The sequence below is a fragment of the Campylobacter concisus genome (assembly GCF_902460575.1).
GTDB lineage: Bacteria > Campylobacterota > Campylobacteria > Campylobacterales > Campylobacteraceae > Campylobacter_A > Campylobacter_A concisus_AW.
Genome location: NZ_CABPUY010000002.1, coordinates 264,837 through 282,388, shown reverse-complemented (window position 1 = coordinate 282,388; position 17,552 = coordinate 264,837). Strand labels below are relative to the sequence as shown.

The 17,552-nt window shown below is 41.1% G+C and carries 20 protein-coding genes and 1 pseudogene; 18 read left to right on the top strand and 3 right to left on the bottom strand.

Going from position 1 to position 17,552, the window contains the following annotated elements:
* Positions 1-62: 62 nt before the first annotated feature.
* Together sppA and mqnF are read right to left on the bottom strand one after the other, a co-directional pair.
* Positions 63-926 carry a signal peptide peptidase SppA gene (gene sppA, locus F3G76_RS05365; RefSeq protein WP_149706125.1) on the bottom strand — a complete coding sequence of 288 codons (864 nt, stop codon included), beginning with the start codon at positions 924-926 and terminating at the stop codon, positions 63-65.
* Complete coding sequence (gene mqnF / locus F3G76_RS05360) at positions 914-2,131, bottom strand: aminofutalosine deaminase family hydrolase (protein ID WP_149706124.1); 1,218 nt, start codon at positions 2,129-2,131, stop codon at positions 914-916. The genes sppA and mqnF overlap by 13 nt, the downstream gene beginning before the upstream one ends.
* 84 nt (positions 2,132-2,215) lie before the next feature.
* Between mqnF and aroQ the strand changes: the two genes are divergently transcribed.
* From aroQ to mnmA, 11 genes are read left to right on the top strand one after another with little or no spacing between them, the layout of a single operon-like run.
* Entirely contained in the window at positions 2,216-2,695 is a 480-nt protein-coding gene (aroQ, locus tag F3G76_RS05355) for a type II 3-dehydroquinate dehydratase (protein WP_004317604.1), read from the top strand.
* The gene (locus tag F3G76_RS05350; protein ID WP_149706123.1) at positions 2,692-3,717 is read left to right on the top strand and encodes an aminopeptidase P family protein; all 1,026 of its coding nucleotides are present in this window, start codon (positions 2,692-2,694) and stop codon (positions 3,715-3,717) included. The genes aroQ and F3G76_RS05350 overlap by 4 nt, the downstream gene beginning before the upstream one ends.
* Positions 3,714-4,190, top strand: coding sequence for a 2-amino-4-hydroxy-6-hydroxymethyldihydropteridine diphosphokinase (gene folK / locus F3G76_RS05345; protein WP_149706122.1), 477 nt, complete (start codon positions 3,714-3,716; stop codon positions 4,188-4,190). Before F3G76_RS05350 ends, folK begins: the two co-directional genes overlap by 4 nt.
* Positions 4,191-4,199: 9 nt before the next feature.
* The gene (gene flhF, locus F3G76_RS05340) at positions 4,200-5,558 is read left to right on the top strand and encodes a flagellar biosynthesis GTPase FlhF (RefSeq protein ID WP_149706121.1); all 1,359 of its coding nucleotides are present in this window, start codon (positions 4,200-4,202) and stop codon (positions 5,556-5,558) included.
* Positions 5,551-6,417, top strand: a complete 867-nt coding sequence (locus F3G76_RS05335) for a P-loop NTPase (RefSeq protein WP_149706120.1) — start codon at positions 5,551-5,553, stop codon at positions 6,415-6,417. The genes flhF and F3G76_RS05335 overlap by 8 nt, the downstream gene beginning before the upstream one ends.
* Positions 6,418-6,430: 13 nt before the next feature.
* Positions 6,431-6,775, top strand: coding sequence for a hypothetical protein (locus F3G76_RS05330; RefSeq protein WP_012140116.1), 345 nt, complete (start codon positions 6,431-6,433; stop codon positions 6,773-6,775).
* Positions 6,747-7,451, top strand: a complete 705-nt coding sequence (locus F3G76_RS05325; protein ID WP_004317527.1) for an RNA polymerase sigma factor FliA — start codon at positions 6,747-6,749, stop codon at positions 7,449-7,451. The genes F3G76_RS05330 and F3G76_RS05325 overlap by 29 nt, the downstream gene beginning before the upstream one ends.
* Complete coding sequence (fliM, locus tag F3G76_RS05320) at positions 7,451-8,554, top strand: flagellar motor switch protein FliM (RefSeq protein WP_012140115.1); 1,104 nt, start codon at positions 7,451-7,453, stop codon at positions 8,552-8,554. Before F3G76_RS05325 ends, fliM begins: the two co-directional genes overlap by 1 nt.
* Entirely contained in the window at positions 8,544-9,398 is an 855-nt protein-coding gene (fliY, locus tag F3G76_RS05315; protein ID WP_103557968.1) for a flagellar motor switch protein FliY, read from the top strand. Before fliM ends, fliY begins: the two co-directional genes overlap by 11 nt.
* The gene (locus F3G76_RS05310; RefSeq protein ID WP_012140113.1) at positions 9,398-9,988 is read left to right on the top strand and encodes an LOG family protein; all 591 of its coding nucleotides are present in this window, start codon (positions 9,398-9,400) and stop codon (positions 9,986-9,988) included. Before fliY ends, F3G76_RS05310 begins: the two co-directional genes overlap by 1 nt.
* A gap of 16 nt (positions 9,989-10,004) precedes the next feature.
* On the top strand, positions 10,005-11,057 hold the full coding sequence (mnmA, locus tag F3G76_RS05305; RefSeq protein WP_262974846.1) for a tRNA 2-thiouridine(34) synthase MnmA: 1,053 nt from the start codon (positions 10,005-10,007) through the stop codon (positions 11,055-11,057).
* Here mnmA and F3G76_RS05300 read toward each other — a convergent pair.
* Positions 11,044-11,406, bottom strand: coding sequence for a DUF488 domain-containing protein (locus F3G76_RS05300; protein WP_009294214.1), 363 nt, complete (start codon positions 11,404-11,406; stop codon positions 11,044-11,046). The genes mnmA and F3G76_RS05300 overlap by 14 nt on opposite strands.
* Positions 11,407-11,579: 173 nt before the next feature.
* Between F3G76_RS05300 and F3G76_RS05295 the strand changes: the two genes are divergently transcribed.
* The 7 genes and pseudogenes from F3G76_RS05295 to F3G76_RS05270 all read left to right on the top strand — a co-directional run.
* On the top strand, positions 11,580-12,509 hold the full coding sequence (locus tag F3G76_RS05295; RefSeq protein WP_004317514.1) for a ribose-phosphate pyrophosphokinase: 930 nt from the start codon (positions 11,580-11,582) through the stop codon (positions 12,507-12,509).
* 206 nt (positions 12,510-12,715) lie between these two features.
* Positions 12,716-12,802 (top strand): annotated as a pseudogene (locus tag F3G76_RS10755) (hypothetical protein); the annotation flags it as partial.
* 92 nt (positions 12,803-12,894) lie between these two features.
* Entirely contained in the window at positions 12,895-13,401 is a 507-nt protein-coding gene (locus tag F3G76_RS05290; RefSeq protein WP_149706118.1) for a YqhA family protein, read from the top strand.
* A 92-nt stretch (positions 13,402-13,493) separates the two neighbouring features.
* The gene (hemE, locus tag F3G76_RS05285) at positions 13,494-14,516 is read left to right on the top strand and encodes a uroporphyrinogen decarboxylase (RefSeq protein WP_149706117.1); all 1,023 of its coding nucleotides are present in this window, start codon (positions 13,494-13,496) and stop codon (positions 14,514-14,516) included.
* Complete coding sequence (locus F3G76_RS05280; RefSeq protein ID WP_149706116.1) at positions 14,506-15,420, top strand: radical SAM protein; 915 nt, start codon at positions 14,506-14,508, stop codon at positions 15,418-15,420. The genes hemE and F3G76_RS05280 overlap by 11 nt, the downstream gene beginning before the upstream one ends.
* A 3-nt stretch (positions 15,421-15,423) precedes the next feature.
* Complete coding sequence (locus F3G76_RS05275; protein ID WP_149706115.1) at positions 15,424-16,242, top strand: pyridoxamine kinase; 819 nt, start codon at positions 15,424-15,426, stop codon at positions 16,240-16,242.
* Positions 16,243-16,390: 148 nt separating this feature from the next.
* On the top strand, positions 16,391-17,552 hold a 1,162-nt coding region (locus F3G76_RS05270), incomplete at its 3' end, for a HAMP domain-containing protein (protein ID WP_149706247.1).

Genomic DNA, 17,552 nt, shown 5'->3' with positions numbered 1-17,552 from the left:
TTTTAAAATAAGCTAGACATAAAAAGCTTTGCTAGCCAGTTAAATTTAACTTGGCTGGCTTTTTATCTAAGCTTTGTCTCGAAAAATGCGTTAAAAAGCGAGTTTATGCCTTGCTTTGTAAATTTCTCCATTATCTTTTCGAGCTGCGGTTTTTCTTGCCAGATGGGCTCATCTACGAGGCTCATTTTTGCTAGCTCATTTTGAGCGTCTATGTAGCTACCAAGGCTGTCAATTAGCCCCATTTTTAGGGCATTGTGCGCCAAAAAGACCCTTGCATTTGCCCACTCGTCTTTTTTCTTGATATCTAAATTTCTAGCCGCCGCCACGTCGCTTACAAAGAGCATGTAAGCATCATTTACGAGCCCCTGCAAGCTCTCGCGCTCCTGCTTGCTCCAGCTCCTCATAAAGGTGCCAGCCTCTTTAAACTCGCCAGCCTTCACCACCTGCTCGCTCACGCCTAAATTTTTGGCTAAATTTTCGATGTTTGCCCCTTGCATGATGACGCCAATGGAGCCTATGAAAGCGCCTGGGTTTGCTACGATAGTATCAGCATTTACGCCAGCGTAGTAGCTGCCACTTGCCATGTTGCCAGCTGCGTATGCGAGCACTTTTTTGCTCTCTTTTAGCCTCTTGACCGCCATGGCTAGCTCCACGCTAGGACTTAGCGCTCCTCCTGGGCTGTCGATGTAGAGCAGCACGCCTTTGATGTTGCTATCACTCCTTACTTTTTCTAGTGCTTCTAAAATTTCACTTGTGTCCATTATCGTGCCGGTGATGTCTATGCGGGCTAAATTTGGCTCTTTTATCTTGCTATCTGGTGCGAAAATAAAAAATAAGATCAGTAAAAATATGAGCGCCTTAAAGTAGTTATTGATAAATTTAAAAATTCCCAAAATTCCTCTAAAAATAAGCCTTAAAATTTGCAAATTTTGCCTCCGATATATAGTTTTTTAACCTCGTTTGTGTGAAGTATGAGCTGAAGTATTAGCTCGCTATCATCGCACTCTAGGTCGTTATATACGGCGATATCAGCCGCGCGTCCAGCCCTTATTTCGCCGTTATTTGTCCTAAGCGCCTTTGCGCCCCCATGCGTTGCAGCGACAAAAAGCCTGGTGGCAAGCTCGTTTAGATCAAGGCTAGCGTGGGTAAATAGGGCAGCTCGTAGCTCATGCCAGAAATTTAGGCTGATATTTGAGCTAAGGCCGTCTGTGCCGATGTTTAGACTGACATTATTTTTGAAAATTTCTTTTAAATTTAGCGCCTTTTTGCCAAGCAGTCTGTTTGAAACGGCGCAGTGCGTCACGCTGTGATGAGGCTTAAATTTAGCAAAATCACTCACATAAACGCAGTGCGTAAAGAGTGTATTTATCTCACGAAACATCGCAAAGTAGCCATCTGTATCATACATTGGCTTTGGATCTTGGCTAAATCTTAAAAGATGCTTTTTAAAGCCACCGCTGCCGTGCTCTAGCCACTGCTTTTCAGCCTTGCTCTCTAAAAAGTGCGTGCTTACAAGAAGACCATCCTTTTTAGCTATCTCAAGGGCAGCTTTAGCTAGCTTTGGATGCACAGAGTAGGGCGAGTGCAGCGAGATAGCTGGTGTGAAATTTTGGCTTTTATAGTTCTTTGTTTTTTCAAATTTAGCTAAAAAATTTTGCAAATTTTGTTCGCACATTTGCTCGCTTGAGCCTAAAATTTCACTAAAAAGCACGACTTTTAGCGGACTAGCGGCTAAAATTTCAAGCTCCGAGCCAAAGCTAGATATCTCGCCAATGGTACAAACTCCGCTTTTTAACAGCGAATTTATGGCTTCATTCATCGCCTTTTTAGCGTCCATTTTAGCTAGCTCGCCGCCTTTATCGACGATAGAGCCAAGCCACTTTATAAAGTCGCCATATTTTAGAGTGCTAACGTTTGAGCTAAACTCCAAATGAACGTGCGTATTTACGAACGCTGGGGTGATCACGCTATCACCAAAGTCGCAAATTTTGGCCTCTTTAAATTTCTTTTGCGCCTCTTTTTCGCTTGTAATTTCTAAAATTTTATCATCATCGATGACTAGACAAGAATTTCTTAAAATTTTTGGATTTTCTCCGCCAGTGATGATCTTTTTTGCTTTTAAAATTTCCATTTCTAGCCTTAAATTTTTGTTATTGTAGCGAAAATTTAGGAACGAAAATGTATAATTTGGGCTATTTAATCAAAAAGGAGTGACATGGATAAGAAGCTAAAAATAATGGTTATCCAAGGCCCAAATATCAACATGCTTGGCGCTAGAGAGCCAGGAATTTACGGCGTTATGAAGATGGAGGATATCCACTCTCAAATGAAGATCGTTGCCGATCAAAATGACGTTGAGATCGAGTTTTTTCAAAGCAACCTTGAGGGCGAGCTAGTCGATAAGATCCAAGAGTGCTTGGGCGATGCTGACGGCATCATCATAAACCCAGCCGCTTACACTCACACATCTATCGCTATCCGTGACGCGCTAAGCGCGGTTGCGCTACCAGTTATCGAGGTGCATATCAGCAACGTTTATAGAAGAGAAGAGTTCCGCCACAAAAGCCTCATCGCACCAGTTGCAGCAGGTCAGATCGTGGGCTTTGGACCAGTTGGTTATCACTTGGCGATGATAGGCATGCTTCAAATTTTTGAGCAAATCAAAGCAGTAAGAGCAAATCAAAAAGCACAATGAATTTCATCTTAAAGGACGAAAACGCCGTATTTTACGAGTGCGGCTACAGCTGCGACAATGAGTTTTTGCTATGCCTTGATGGCGTGAAATATTTTTTCACGGACGCTAGGTATTATTTCGAGGCAAAAAGTTGCGTAAATGCTGGCGTGGTCGTTCTTTTGGCACAGAGAAATTTAATAAACGAGGTTAGGGCATTTTTAAGAAAGATGAAGCCAAGTAGCCTCGTTTTTAACCCTGATGAGCTAAGCTTAAGCGAGTATAACGCGCTTAGCAAGGGTTTTAAGATAAATTTCAAGCCAAAGGCAAATTTCTCTAGGCTAAAGAGAATTTGCAAGAGCGAAGATGAGATAAAAATTTTAAAAAAGGCTAGCGAATTTGGGGCAAAATGCTTTGATGAATTTGCTAAATTTGTGCGTGAAAATGGCGAGGGGATGAGCGAAAAAGAGCTTCATTTTAACGCCTCGCTCATCTTTAGACAAAAAAACGAGCTAGGTCTTAGCTTTGATCCGATCGTAGCGATAAACGAAAATGCCGCAAAGGCGCATGCGCTACCTGGGGATAAAATTTTAAAAAGGGGTGATTTGCTGCTACTTGACGCTGGAGTTAAATTTAAGCGTTACTGCTCTGATCGCACCAGAACTGCTTGCTTTGATGAAAATTTTAACTTCTCAAAGGAGCAAAAATTTAAAAACGCCAAGATGCAAGAAATTTACGAGATCGTAAAAGAGGCTCAGGCTGCTGCGATAAAGGTCGCTAGAGCTGGCGTTAGAGCGTGCGAGATAGACCTTGCAGCAAGAAGCGTGATAGCAAAGGCTGGATATGAAAAGGCCTTTTTTCACTCGACAGGACACGGCGTGGGTGTCGATATACACGAGCTTCCAGTCATCTCAGCAAGAAGTGAAACGCTCATAAAAGAGGGCATGGTCTTTAGCGTGGAGCCTGGAATTTATCTAGAAAATGAATTTGGCGTGCGCATCGAGGACGTGGTGGTCGCAAGAGAAGGTGGGTGCGAGATCTTATGAGGTTAGCTGGAGCAAGAAAGATCGTAAAAAGCCGTTTTTGCCCTAGTTTTTTTCAAAAAAGAGATGAGTTTAAGTATGAGGCGCTAGTTGGCATGGGTGGCAACATCGGCGATAGCGCAAAGAGGTTTGATAAATTTATAAGAGCGATTAGTGAAGATAGGCGTTTTCACGTGGTTGAAGTCTCGCCGATCCTTATAAATGCGGCGTTTGGCTACGAAGCGCAGGATGATTTTAGTAACGCTGTTATAAATTTACAAACATCTATTAGCCCTAGAAATTTGCTAAAAATTTTAGGGCATTATGAGAGTAAATTTAAGCGCGTGAGGACGTTTAAAAATGCGCCACGCACGCTTGATCTGGATATTTTGTATTTTAGTAAAAAAGTCTATAAGACGCCGCGCCTTATCGTCCCGCACCCAGGGGCTAGTAAGAGGCTTAGCGTGATCGTGCCACTAGGGCTTATGAGAGGTTAAAGGATATAAATGGCTACAAAATTTCATACTTTTACAGGTGAGAGCACCATCGAGGCTTTGAAAAAGGCTCAAGAAGCGTGCGGCGAGAAGGCCATACTCGTTACCACAAAGCAAATTCAAGCCAAAACGATAAACAAAAAGCCGCTTTATGAAATTTTAGTAAGCGTCGAAGAAGACGAGGTAAAGCAGCCGCCAAAGCCAAATGTAAAAGCTATAAACTATGAAAACGCCTACTCTAAATTTAGCAAAAACTACGAGCCACCAAAGCCAAAATTTGAGATAAAAGAGGAGCCTGCTAAATTTGAAGCAAAGACGACGTCGCCTGAGCCTTATGATCCAAACGAGAGCGTGCTTTTAAATATCTCAGACGTCGCAAAAGAGATAAGCGCGATCGCAAATGTCGATATGAACGAGATAAAAGAGCCAAATACAAATGGCATGAATAAAAAAATAGACGACGTAGCAAAGCAAGTAAGCGTGCTAAGCGAGAAAATAGGGCTGATAACAGATATGATCTGGGACGAAAAAGCCCCAAATCGAAACAATCTCTCGATCCCGCCAGAGTTTGCTACTATCTACAAGCTCGCAAAACAAAGTGGCATGAAAGAGGAGCATTTAGAGGCGATCATGCAAACGACGCTTGAAAATTTGCCAGTCTCTATGAAAAACAACCCAACCGCGGTAAAAAGGTACTTCTACTCGCTTTTGAGAAATATGTTGCCTTGTAGAAAAGAGCTAAACGATAAAAAACAGCGCATAATGATGCTTGTTGGTCCAACTGGGGTTGGCAAGACGACGACTCTTGCAAAGCTTGCGGCTCGTTTTGCTTACGGCAACGAAAAGCGCTATAAAACGGGCATCATCACGCTTGATACATATCGTATCGGAGCGGTCGAGCAGCTATTTCAGTATGCTAAGATGATGAAGCTACCGATCCTTGACGTCATAGAGGTCGAGGACTTTCAAAACGCCATAAAGCAGCTTAGCTACTGCGATGTGATCTTAATCGACACTACTGGAAATTCGCAGTATGACAAAGAAAAGCTTGAAAGACTTGATAAATTTTTAAAGCATAGCGGTGCAAAGATAGATGTAAATTTAGTCCTCTCAGCTGGCTCAAAGGTCGAGGATCTAATAGAAATTTATAATGGATTTTCATTTTTACAGATCGACACTTTAATAATCACAAAATTTGACGAGACCAAAATTTTTGGTAACGTCTTTTCGCTCATATATGAGACAAACACGCCAGTTAGCTACTTTAGCGTGGGTCAAGAGGTGCCTGATGATCTTGTGGAGGCAAAGAGCGAATTTTTAGTAGAGTGCGTGTTTGACGGCTTTACAAAGCAAAAGGCTAGCGATGAATAACCAAGCGCAAAAACTACAAAATTTAGTCCAGTCTCAAAATAAGGATAAAAATACGCATTTTATAGCGATAACAAGTGGTAAGGGCGGCGTTGGCAAGAGCACGATAAGTGCAAATTTGGCAAATGTCTTGTCGCAAAATGGCTATAAAGTAGGGCTTTTTGACGCTGATATCGGCCTTGCAAACCTTGATGTTATATTAAATGTCAAAATGGGCAAAAACTTGCTTCACGTGCTAAAAGGCGAGTGCAGTCTAAAAGATATCTTGATACCTATAAATAAAAATCTCATCCTCATCCCTGGCGAAAGCGGCGATGAAATTTTGAAATTTAACAATCAATTTTTATTTGAGAGATTTTTAGATGAGGCGAGCGAGCTTGATGGGCTTGACTTTTTGATCATTGACACTGGAGCTGGCATAGGTGGCAGTACGCAGCTCTTTTTGGAGGCAGCTGATGAGGTTGTCGTGGTAACTGTGCCTGACCCTGCGGCGATAACTGACGCGTATGCGGTCATAAAGATCGTCTCAAGGTTTAAAAATAGCGAGCTTTTGCTTTTAAATATGGTAAAAAATGAGGCTGAGGCCACTAGAATTTATGAAAATGTAAAGCGAGTGGCAAATGCAAATATCGGGCCAAGCTTAAATTTAGAGCTAATTGGCTACGTGGCTTCTGATAAGAGCGTGGCAAGGAGCATAAAACAAAGGACACTCTTTACAGATGACGAAGCTTACGGCTCTGCTAGCGTGCAGATCAAGCAGATAGCTTCGAATTTGCTTTATAGGTTGGAACGAAAAGTGCTTAAAGATGAGCAAAGTAGGAGCTTTGGGGGCTTCTTTAAGCGTTTGATAGAACAATTTTAATGGAGATTGAGCTTTGCGTGCAGAAAATTTTATAGCATTTTTTACGGTTTGTGGATTTTTCATAGGCATAGTTTTTACCTTGCTAAAGGTGAGCGAGCCTATCGAAATGCTCGTTTATACGCTAGTTATTACTTTATTTTTTTACCTTATAATTCACATCGTGATAATGAACTACGTAGATGTAAAAAGGACTTTGAAGAAATTTTTTGACAAGCAAAGACATGAGGAGATCGCAGACTATCTCATCTCTGAGCTAAACGTTAGGGAAAAACGGATGGAAAATATCATGCTAAAAGTAACCACCGAAAATTTAGACTCTGGTAAGCAAAATGTACGAACTAAAGCAAAAGCAGCTTAACGCTTATAAAAGCACCATTAAAAAAGAGCAAGACGAGATCGTCTTAAAATACATGCCAGCTCTGCGTGCAATGGCGTTTAGACTAAAGGAGCGCTTGCCTTCAAGCATCGACGTAAATGATCTTATAAGCGTTGGCGTTGAGGAGATGATAAAGCTTAGTAGGAAGTATGACAAAGAGCAAAACGACTCATTTTGGGGATATGGTAAAAAGAGAATTTATGGCTCGATGCTTGACTACCTTAGAGCGCTTGATGTTGTTAGTAGAAGCGACAGAAAGCTAGTAAAGAGCATAAATACCGAGATAGATAACTACTTTAACACACACGAAGAAGAGCCAAGCGACGAGTATCTGGCTGAAAAACTAAATGAAGATATCGAAAAGATAAGAGAGGCAAGGGGTGTTAGTGGTATCATCACCATTTTGCCGATCGATGAACAAATGGAGCTAATAGGTCAAAGCGATGTTGAAAAAAGCGTAGAAAAAGAGGATCTTATCTTAAAGATCGAAAGCGCGCTAAAAGACTTTGACGAGCGCGACCAGATGATAGTTCAGCTTTACTACTACGAAGAGCTAAATTTAAAAGAGATCAGCGAGATAATGAACATCAGCGAGAGTAGAATTTCACAAATTCATAAACGTTTGCTTGATCGCATCAGACGCAGCTTGGGGGTTTAATGGCTGATATTTTAAGTCAAGAAGAGATAGATGCGCTACTTGAAGTCGTCGATGAAGACGGCGATACGAGCAATATCGAGATAGAAGAGAGCCCACAAGGCGAGCAAAAGCAGATCATTATCTATGACTTCAAGCGTCCAAACCGTGTCAGTAAAGAGCAGCTCCGTGCGATAAAAGGCATCCACGACAAGCTTGCTAGAAACCTAGCTAGTCAAATTTCAAGTGTCATGAGAAGTATCGTCGAGCTTAGGCTTCACAGCGTCGATCAGATGACATATGGCGAGTTTTTGATGAGCTTGCCAAGTCCAACTAGCTTTAACGTCTTTTCGATAAAGCCACTTGATGGAAACTGCATTTTAGAGATAAACCCAAGCATAGCATTTCCTATGATAGACCGCTTGCTTGGCGGAACTGGTGAAAATTTCGAGGCAAACAGAGAGCTAACTGACATCGAGGTAAATTTACTTGATGCGGTGCTTAGGATGATCATGCAGCGCCTAAAAGAGAGCTGGTCGATGATAACTGATATGTATCCAAACGTCGAGGCAAAAGAGAGCAGTCCAAACGTCGTGCAGATCGTATCTCAAAACGAGATCGTCATCATGGTCGTCATGGAGATCATCGTTGGTGGCTCAAGCGGTATGATAAATTTATGCTATCCGGTCATCTACCTAGAGCCGATCCTATCGCGCCTTGCAAACAGGGACATCATGCTTGGTGAAACGAGCGCTAAAAAGAGTAGAAACAAAGAGCTAAAAACTCTAATAGGCCGCGCTGAGGTGCTTTATGAGGCAATTCTTGGCAAGTCGATAGTGAGTGTAAATGAGTTTTTAAATTTAAAAGAGGGCGATATCTTAAGGCTTGATAGAGGCGCTGACGACAAAGCTATAGTATGTATCGATAAAAAAGAGGTATTTTTAGCTGAAGTTGGGCTTCATAGATTTAGAAAGTCTATCAAGATCGAGCAGCTAATCCGCTCTGATAAAGACGAGATCAAACACATCCTAGAAAAATACGAAGAAGAGCGAAAAGCAAAACTAATGGCATACGACGAGGCCAACGAACACAACAACGAAGAAGAGAGCGAAGATAATGACGAATGAATTTTTTAACATCTTTTCAAATGAACTAAAAGCGACCATCGAAGGGCTGACTGGTAGAGCGCCAGAGATCGGCGAGAGAAATGAATTTGACGCGCCAGCGCAAAATGGCATAAAACCGCCAGTTGTCATGGCTAGTGTGACATTAAGTGGTGACATCAATGCAAAAGCAGAGATCGCCTGCACGCCGGTGCTTATAAGTGCGGTTAGCGAGTGGATGATGGGCGAGGAGGAAATCTCAAAAAATGAAAACCTCGGTAGCGACGAGCTTGACGCTGCAAAAGAGATATTTTCAAACCTCTTTAGCGCCTTTAGCACCTCTCTTGGAGCGCAAAAGGGCATGCCAAAAATCAGCTTTGAGGTGATAAATGTAAATTTCTTAGATGAAAACTCATCGCTTGATTTTAGCGTTTTTGAAAAGCTTTTTTTGTTTAACATAAAGATCGAAGATCTAAATGAGCACGTGGCTTTTGTCTGCGATCACACGCTTATGAGATTTTTTGAGCCTGCTAAAAGCGAGCCAGCAGATGGCGCAAAGGCTCAAGCTGCTCCTCATGCACTAAAGGGCGAATTTAGCGCAGAAGAGATGAGAAATATCGGCCTTATCATGGACGTAAGGCTACCAATGCGCGTTCGTATCGGCTCAAAAAGAATGCTCTTAAAAGATGTGCTCACTATGGATATAGGCTCAGTCATCGAGCTAAATCAACTCGCAAACGACCCGCTTGAAATTTTGATAGGAGATAAGGTGATAGCTCTTGGCGAAGTTGTCATAATAGACGGAAATTTTGGCATCCAGATCACACAGATAGGCTCAAAACGCGAGAGGCTTCAGCAGTTAAAATAATGAATGAATTAGTAAATGATCTCTTAAAATTTCCAAGCGTTTTAAAGTATAAAAACAAAAATGTAACCTTCTTTGGCTCGGCTAGGTTTGATGAAGAAAATTTCTACTGTAAAAAGGCATACGAGCTAGCTTACAAGCTAAATGAGCTAGGTTTTGCCATCTTAACTGGCGGTGGGGATGGCATAATGAGAGCGGCAAACAAGGGTGCATTTGATAGCGCAAAGTCCCCTAGCGTCGCACTAAACGTGAGGCTTCCGTTTGAGCAAAATACAAATCCATACGTCACCGCAAAATATCTCTTTTCAAATTTAAGCCCAAGAAAATTTGCCCTAACTGATAGCTCTATCGCATTTGTCGTCTTTCCTGGTGGCTTTGGCACACTTGATGAGCTATTTGAAATTTTAGTGCTAGCTCATGTTGGCAGCAAAAAAGTGAAAATTTTTCTTTATGGATGCGAGTTTTGGCAAGGGCTTGATGAGTTTATACGAAAGACGCTGATCCCTCAAAAAACGATAAACGAAGAAGATCTAAATTTATATAAAATCACCGATGATCTGGAGCTTATCGTAAGCGAAATTTTGGCTATTTAAAAATAAGATATAAAATATCGCCTTTAAATTTAAAAAAGGTAAAAATATGAAAATAATGGTTGCAATGAGTGGCGGAGTAGATAGCACGATGACGGCTAAATTTCTGCAAGAGGCTGGACATGAGGTGCAAGGCTGCTACATGATGCTTCATCAAAAGCCAGGATATCACGAAGAAAACATCAGAAAAGTCAAAAAAGTGGGCGAATATCTTGGCATCAAGGTGCATATCCTCGATCTGCAGGATAAATTTAACGAATATGTTTATGACCCATTTGTTAGGCTCTACAAAGAGGGCAAAACGCCAAATCCTTGCGCCTTGTGTAATAAATTTATAAAGCTTGGTGCATTGCTTGACTTTGCAAAGGCAAATGGCTGCGAGAAGCTTGCTACTGGGCATTACGTGCAGGTAGTTGATGGTTTTATAACCTGCGCCAAAGATCCTAGCAAGGATCAAAGCTACTTTTTAGCTCAGGTGCCAAAAGAGGTGCTAAAAGATGTCATTTTCCCACTTGGAGATAAATTTAAAAAAGACATAAAAGAGCTAGCAAGAGGCGTAAAAGTGCTTGAAGAGTTCGCTACTCAGGCAGAAAGCAGTGAAATTTGCTTTGTGGAAAATACCTACATCGAAGTTTTAAACAAGCACTACAATACAAATTTGCCAGGCAATGTGGTTGGTAAAGACGGCAATATCATCGGCCGCCACCAAGGCTACATGCACTACACTATCGGCAAACGCCGCGGCTTTGAGGTTTTTGGCGCTCATGAGCCACACTTTGTCATCAAGATAAATGCCGAAAAAAACGAGATCGTTGTAGGCACGAAGGACGACCTTGCTCAAAAGGTTGTTGAGCTTGAAAATGTAAATTTATTTATTGATGATGATAAATTTGAGTGCGAAACAAAGATAAGGTATAGAAGCCCTAAACTTGAGGCTTTTGCTGAGGTAGATAAAGCTAACAAAACTGCAAAGCTAACGCTAAATCAAAACGCGCTTGGCGTCGCACAAGGTCAGCTTTGCGTGATGTATGAGGGTGAGCGCGTCATCGCAAGTGGCTTTATAAAGAACTAAGCGCCTCTTTTATCACCTTGACGTGGCTAAATTCTGGCTCTTTGACAGCAGTTAGAAGCGCCACGTTTTTATACTCTTTTTCTAGCTTTTTAAGCTCTTTTAGCCCCTCTTGCTCCTCTTTGCCATTTAGCTCCTGCCTAAATCTTTTGCAAAACTCATCAAACCTAGCCTCTTTATCTTCATGAAACCATGACCTTAGCTCGTTTGACGGAGTGACTGATTTTAGCCAGATAAAGCTAGAAAAGATCTCTTTTTTCACGCCTCTAGGATATAGTCTATCGATAAAGACACCTTTAAAACTCTCGTCGTCGCTTTTAATAAAGTCGTAAATTCTACATATCTTAAACATGCTTGTTATCTTAGTCCTCATAAATTTATAAATATAAAATGGTTTAAAAATTTGGTGTAAATTTTGCCTTTTGGAGTATAAAATTTGGCTAAAATTAGTTGGTAAATAAATTTAAATTTAAAGCTCATTTTGATAAAATCCCAACATAAAAATCACTAAAAAAGGTTACTATTATGAGAGGCTATAAAATTTTCTCAGGCACCGCAAACATCGAGCTTTCGAAGAAAATTTCGCAATATTTGTCGCTTCCACTCAGTGAAGCTAGCATTAAAAGATTTAGCGATGGTGAGATCAGCGTGCAAATCGGCGAAAGCGTGCGTGGGAAAGATGTTTTTGTCATCCAGCCAACATGTGCCCCAGCAAATATAAATTTAATGGAGCTTCTTATCTTAACTGACGCTTTAAAACGCAGCAGCGCAAGCTCTATAACAGCGATCGTGCCGTATTTTGGCTACGCTAGACAAGACAGAAAAGCAGCTCCTAGAGTGCCTATCACTGCAAAACTTGTGGCAAATATGATGCAAACAGCAGGCATCGACAGGGTCGTTACGATGGACCTTCACGCAGGACAAATTCAAGGATTTTTCGATATCCCAGTAGATAACCTTTATGGAAGCATCATCTTTAACGACTACGTAAAAGCTAAAAATTTACCAAACCCAGTCGTCGCAAGCCCAGATGTAGGCGGCGTGGCTCGTGCTAGAGCCTTGGCAAAAAATCTAAATTTATTAGATATGGTCATCGTTGATAAACGCCGCGAGAAAGCAAACGAGAGCGAAGTGATGAACGTGATTGGCGACGTAAAGGGCAAAGATGTGATCTTGGTCGATGATATGATCGACACCGCTGGCACCATAGTAAAAGCAGCTGAGATTTTCAAAGAGCGTGGCGCAACTAGCGTAATGGCGTTTTGCACGCACCCAGTGCTTAGCGGACCAGCCTATGATAGGCTAAAACTTGGCTTTTTAGACGAGCTAGTGGTGACTGATACGATCCCATTAAAAGAAGAACTCCCTTGTATAAAAGTGCTAAGCACAGCTTCACTCTTTGGCGAAGTGATACGCCGTGTTTATCACAACGAAAGCGTAAATAGCTTGTTTTAGTAACCCTTGCAGGCTAGAGCTCTAGCCTGCTAAATTTATCCGTTTTGGCTGATTGATATTTATCTTTTGGGTTAAATTTCTAGTCCAAAAGACTTAAAATCCTTCTTGCAACAAGCTTAAATTTGAAGTCAAATAAACAAAAATCACAATGAAATCTCGCCGCTAAATTTCTACATGCTAGCCACTAAAATTTAAATAAGCCGTAATTAAGATGTAGTGCTGATCAGATCCGCGTGGGAGCTGCGACAAATGCCGTCAGGATCGCACAAAAATGGATAGCGATGCAGGAGTAGTTTGCATTAAAATTAATTGCGATTTTGCACCTAAATTTTAAGGAAAAAACTATAAAATACCCCCTTTTTAAATTTCACAAAAAGGGTTTTTATTGCGTAAAATATTTGAGAGAATTTTGCTTGCAAGCAACAGTTTCACGCTTTTTCCAGTAGTTTTTGGCCTTTTAGGCGCGATAATGCTTTTTGTCATCGCAAGTTATGATGTCGGCAAGGTGCTTTTAGAGGTTTATAAATATTTCTTTGCTGCAGATTTTCACGTTGAAAATTTCCACTCAGAGGTCGTTGGTGAGATAGTTGGAGCGATCGATCTTTACTTAATGGCGCTTGTTCTTTATATATTTAGCTTCGGAATTTACGAGCTTTTCATCTCAGAGATCACACAGCTAAAGCAGTCAAAGCAAAGCAAGGTGCTTGAAGTGCATTCACTTGATGAGCTAAAAGACAAGCTTGGCAAAGTGATCGTCATGGTTTTAATCGTAAATTTCTTCCAAAGAGTGCTTCATGCAAACTTCACAACTCCGCTTGAGATGGCCTATCTTGCGGCTTCTATCCTAGCGCTTTGCCTTGGACTTTACTTCCTTCACAAGGGAGATCACTAAAATTTTAAGCGTTTTTACGCTTAAAATTTCTCCTACATCTTTTCTTTAGCTATTTTTGGATAATATCCATTTAAAAATTTAAAGGAAATTTGATGATTTTCATAGACGCTTGCCTTAAAAAACCGACCCCATATACGCCTGTTTGGATGATGCGCCAAGCTGGTAGATATCTGCCAGAATATATGGCTGTAAGAGCTAAAGCAGGGGACTTTTTATCGCTTTGCAAAGACTATAAAAAGGCTAGTGAGGTCACGCTTCAGCCAGTTGATATCCTAGGCGTTGATGCGGCGATTTTGTTTAGCGATATCCTTGTCGTGCCTCTTGAAATGGGCATGGATCTGCGCTTTGAAAAGGGCGAGGGACCAGTTTTTACAAAGCCTTTGCGTGATGAGGCCGCACTCGATGCGCTTAGTATCGAAAGATCGGTTAAAAGCTTAGCATACGTCTATGACACGATCAAGCTTACAAGAGAAAATTTGGCTAAAGATAAGGCGCTCATTGGCTTTTGCGGCGCACCTTGGACGATAGCTACATATATGATAGAGGGTGGTGGCAGTAAAAACTATGCGGTCTGCAAAAAGATGCTCTATCAAAATCCAGAATTTTTACATCAAATCTTAGAAAAAGTGACGCAAGCGCTCATCCTTTACGTCAAAGAGCAGATAAAAGCTGGTGTAAATGCGGTGCAAATTTTTGACAGCTGGGCGGCTGCGCTTGAAGAGCAGGCTTATTTTGAGTTTGGATTTAACTACATTAATAAAATAGTTGATAGTGTTAAGGCTGAATTTCCAGAGATCCCGATCATCGTTTTTCCAAAAGGAATAAGTGGCTATCTGGATAAAATTTCAGGTAAATTTGATGTTTTTGGAGTTGATTGGAGCACGCCGATCGAGCTAGCAAAAGAAAAACTTAGCCCAAGATACGTCCTTCAGGGCAACATGGAGCCAACAAGGCTATATAGCAAAAAAGCGATCGATGAGGGTGTGGATAAAATTTTAAGCACGATGAAAGGCGCGCCGCACATTTTCAACCTTGGTCATGGGATCTTGCCAGATGTGCCAGTTGAAAACGCAAAATATTTCATAAAAGAGGTTCAAAGAAAAAGTGCAAGATAGCACTCCAGTCTTTGGACCGATAAATTCGCGCCGTTTTGGCATGAGCCTTGGCATCGATCTAAGCCCAAAGCAAAAATCATGTAATTTTGACTGCGTTTATTGCGAGCTAAAGGGTGCAAAGCCGGTTGAAGAGATAGAAAATCCACCAAGCGTTAATGAAATCATAAGCGCTTTAAAAGAAGCTTTAAAAGTTCATCAAAACATCGATGTCATCACGCTTACAGCAAATGGAGAGCCAACTCTTTATCCGCAATTAAAAGAGCTGGTGGCAAAAGTAAATGAGATAAAAGGCAAGGCAAAAACTCTCATCTTAAGCAACGGCTCAGGCGTGAGGGACCAAAAAATTTGTGAAGCGTTATTTGGGCTTGATATAGTGAAATTTAGCCTTGATAGTGCCGTGCAAAGCACATTTAAAAAGATAGACCGCAACAAAAGTGGCATAGAAGTTGGCGAGCTCATAAAAGCAATGGCTAAATTTCGCAAGGAATTTAAGGGTGAGCTTGTGCTTGAAATTTTGGTCGTGGCTGGATTTAACGACAAAGAAGAGGAATTTATAGCGCTTAATGAGGCTATAAATGAGATAGCTCCGCACCGAGTGGATGTGGGCACGATAAATCGTCCGCCAGCTTACAACGTAAAAGGCGTTGATGCTAGTAGGCTCGAAGAGCTAGCAAGCAAGATAAAAGGCGTGCCAGTCACCATAGCTAGGGCTCACAAGATAGAGCAAAAGTATGAATTTAGCAAGAGTGAAATTTTAGCCATGCTAGAGCGCCGTCCGCAAACTACGGCAAATGTCGAAGAAAATTTCTCAGAGCACTCAAAGCAAATTTTAAACAAGCTCTTGCAAGACGGCGTGGTTTGTCAAACTGACGTTGCTGGCGTTAAATTTTATAAATTAAGATGATAGATGAAGCGAATTTTAACTATACAAGACATCTCGTGCGTGGGTAAATGCTCGCTCACAGTCGCACTTCCCATAATCAGCGCCCAAGGCATCGAGGCGTGCATCTTGCCAACGGCACTGCTCTCAACTCACACTGGCTTTAAAAATTTCACTTTTTGTGATCTAACGGATGAATTTGACGCTATAACGCAGGTTTGGCACAAAGAGGGCATCAGCTTTGATGGAATTTACACTGGATTTTTAGGTAGTTTTAGGCAGCTTGAGCTTATAGAGAAGGTCTTTGCTGAATTTGACAGCGGCTCTTTGCTAAGGCTTGTGGATCCTTGCATGGGCGATAATGGTAAGCTTTATCACGGCTTTGATGAGAAATTTGTGACAAAGATGAGAGAGCTTTGCACAAAGGCACACGTCATCACGCCAAACATAACTGAGGCAAGTTTTATGTGTGAAAAGTCATTTTTAAGCGAGGGATACGGCGAGGATTACATTTTGGAGCTGCTTGAGGGCTTGGCTAGTTTTGGTGCGCAAAAGATCGTTTTAAAGGGCATTAGATATAGGCAAAATGAGTGTGGCATCATAGCTTATGATGCAAAGACGAAAGAAAAAGTGGAGTATTTTCACGAGTATTTGCCCTTTCACGCAAGTGGCACCGGAGATATCTTTGCTTCAGTGCTTTTTGGCTCGCTTATAAATGGCGAAAGCATGCAAAATGCTATCAAAAAGGCAGCAAATTTTGTGCTTGAGAGCATCAAGATCACACTAAAAGATAATAACCGCACAAAATATGGTGTGCAGTTTGAAAAGTTACTTAGAAATTTTTAGCACTTTATGGCAGGGAGTGATTTAAATTTGTGTCATTATAACCCCATAAAGTGACATAGTTAAAACAAAATTTTAGATTTATTTAAATTAATTTTACTTTTATATAAAAAGTTGAATAATTACGCAAATATTGATCAAGGAGTGATTTATGAAGTCTTTAAGGATTAAAATTTCTGTTATTTTGACAGCTGTGATCGTGCTGCTACTAATCGGCGTTAGCCTCATTAGTTACAACATAGCTCGCAACCTATATACAGAAAAAGTTGTGAAAGATGAGCTACCACTAGCTGTCTCTAACGTTGCAGGTGAGATCGGCTATGCCATAGACAAGATCATCAACACCTCTTATCAGATGACCAAAAACGACTATCTTCTCAAGTGGATCGACGAGGGCGAGCCAAAGGACGGATTAGCAACGCTTTTTAACTACAACACCGACCTTATGAAGGCGTTTAACCTCTCAACAGCGATGTTTGTCTCTGATAAAACTCTAAACTACTACACAAACGACAAAATTTTAAAGCAGCTTAGCAAGGACAATCCACGTGATAGCTGGTATTTTGACGTTAAAAATGGCAAAGAGGTAAATTCTCTAAACATCCAAGTCTCAGAAGCTACTGGCTCGCTAACGCTTTATGTAAATAGTAAGGTTGAAAAAGACGGCAAATTTTATGGCGTCAGCGCGATAGGCATGAACCTTGATGACATCGTAAATTTAGTCACTTCAAAAACCATGGGCGAGGGCAGTAAATTCTTAATGGTTGATTCAAGTGGTATCGTAAAGATAGAAAAGAGCGACAGGGTCGGCAAAGTAAATGTAAAAGATGTCCTTGGTAAAGAGAAATTTGATGTCTTGATGAATAAAAATGGCGGCGTCATCCGTCACTTTAACGGCACGAGAAATTTGATAATTGGCTCAAAATATATCCCAAGCCTTGATTGGTACCTATTTGGCGAGATGGACGAGGATGTGCTTTTAAAAGATTTGCATACGCTATTTTACTCAGCTATCGGCGTTATCTTAGCAGCGATCATCATCTCTGTGATAGTTTCACTTCTAATGTCATCTTACCTCCTAAAAATCATCCTCAAACTAAAAACAGGGCTACTATCTTTCTTTGATCTACTAAATCACAAGACAAACAAAGCACAGCCTATAGAGATAACATCTAAAGATGAATTTGGCCAAATGGCAGAGCTAATAAACAAAAACACAAAGGCCATTGAAGATGGCATGAAAGATCAAAGTATATTCATCCAAAAAGCCAACACCTTTGTAAATGAGATAAAAGATGGCAACTATGAAGCAA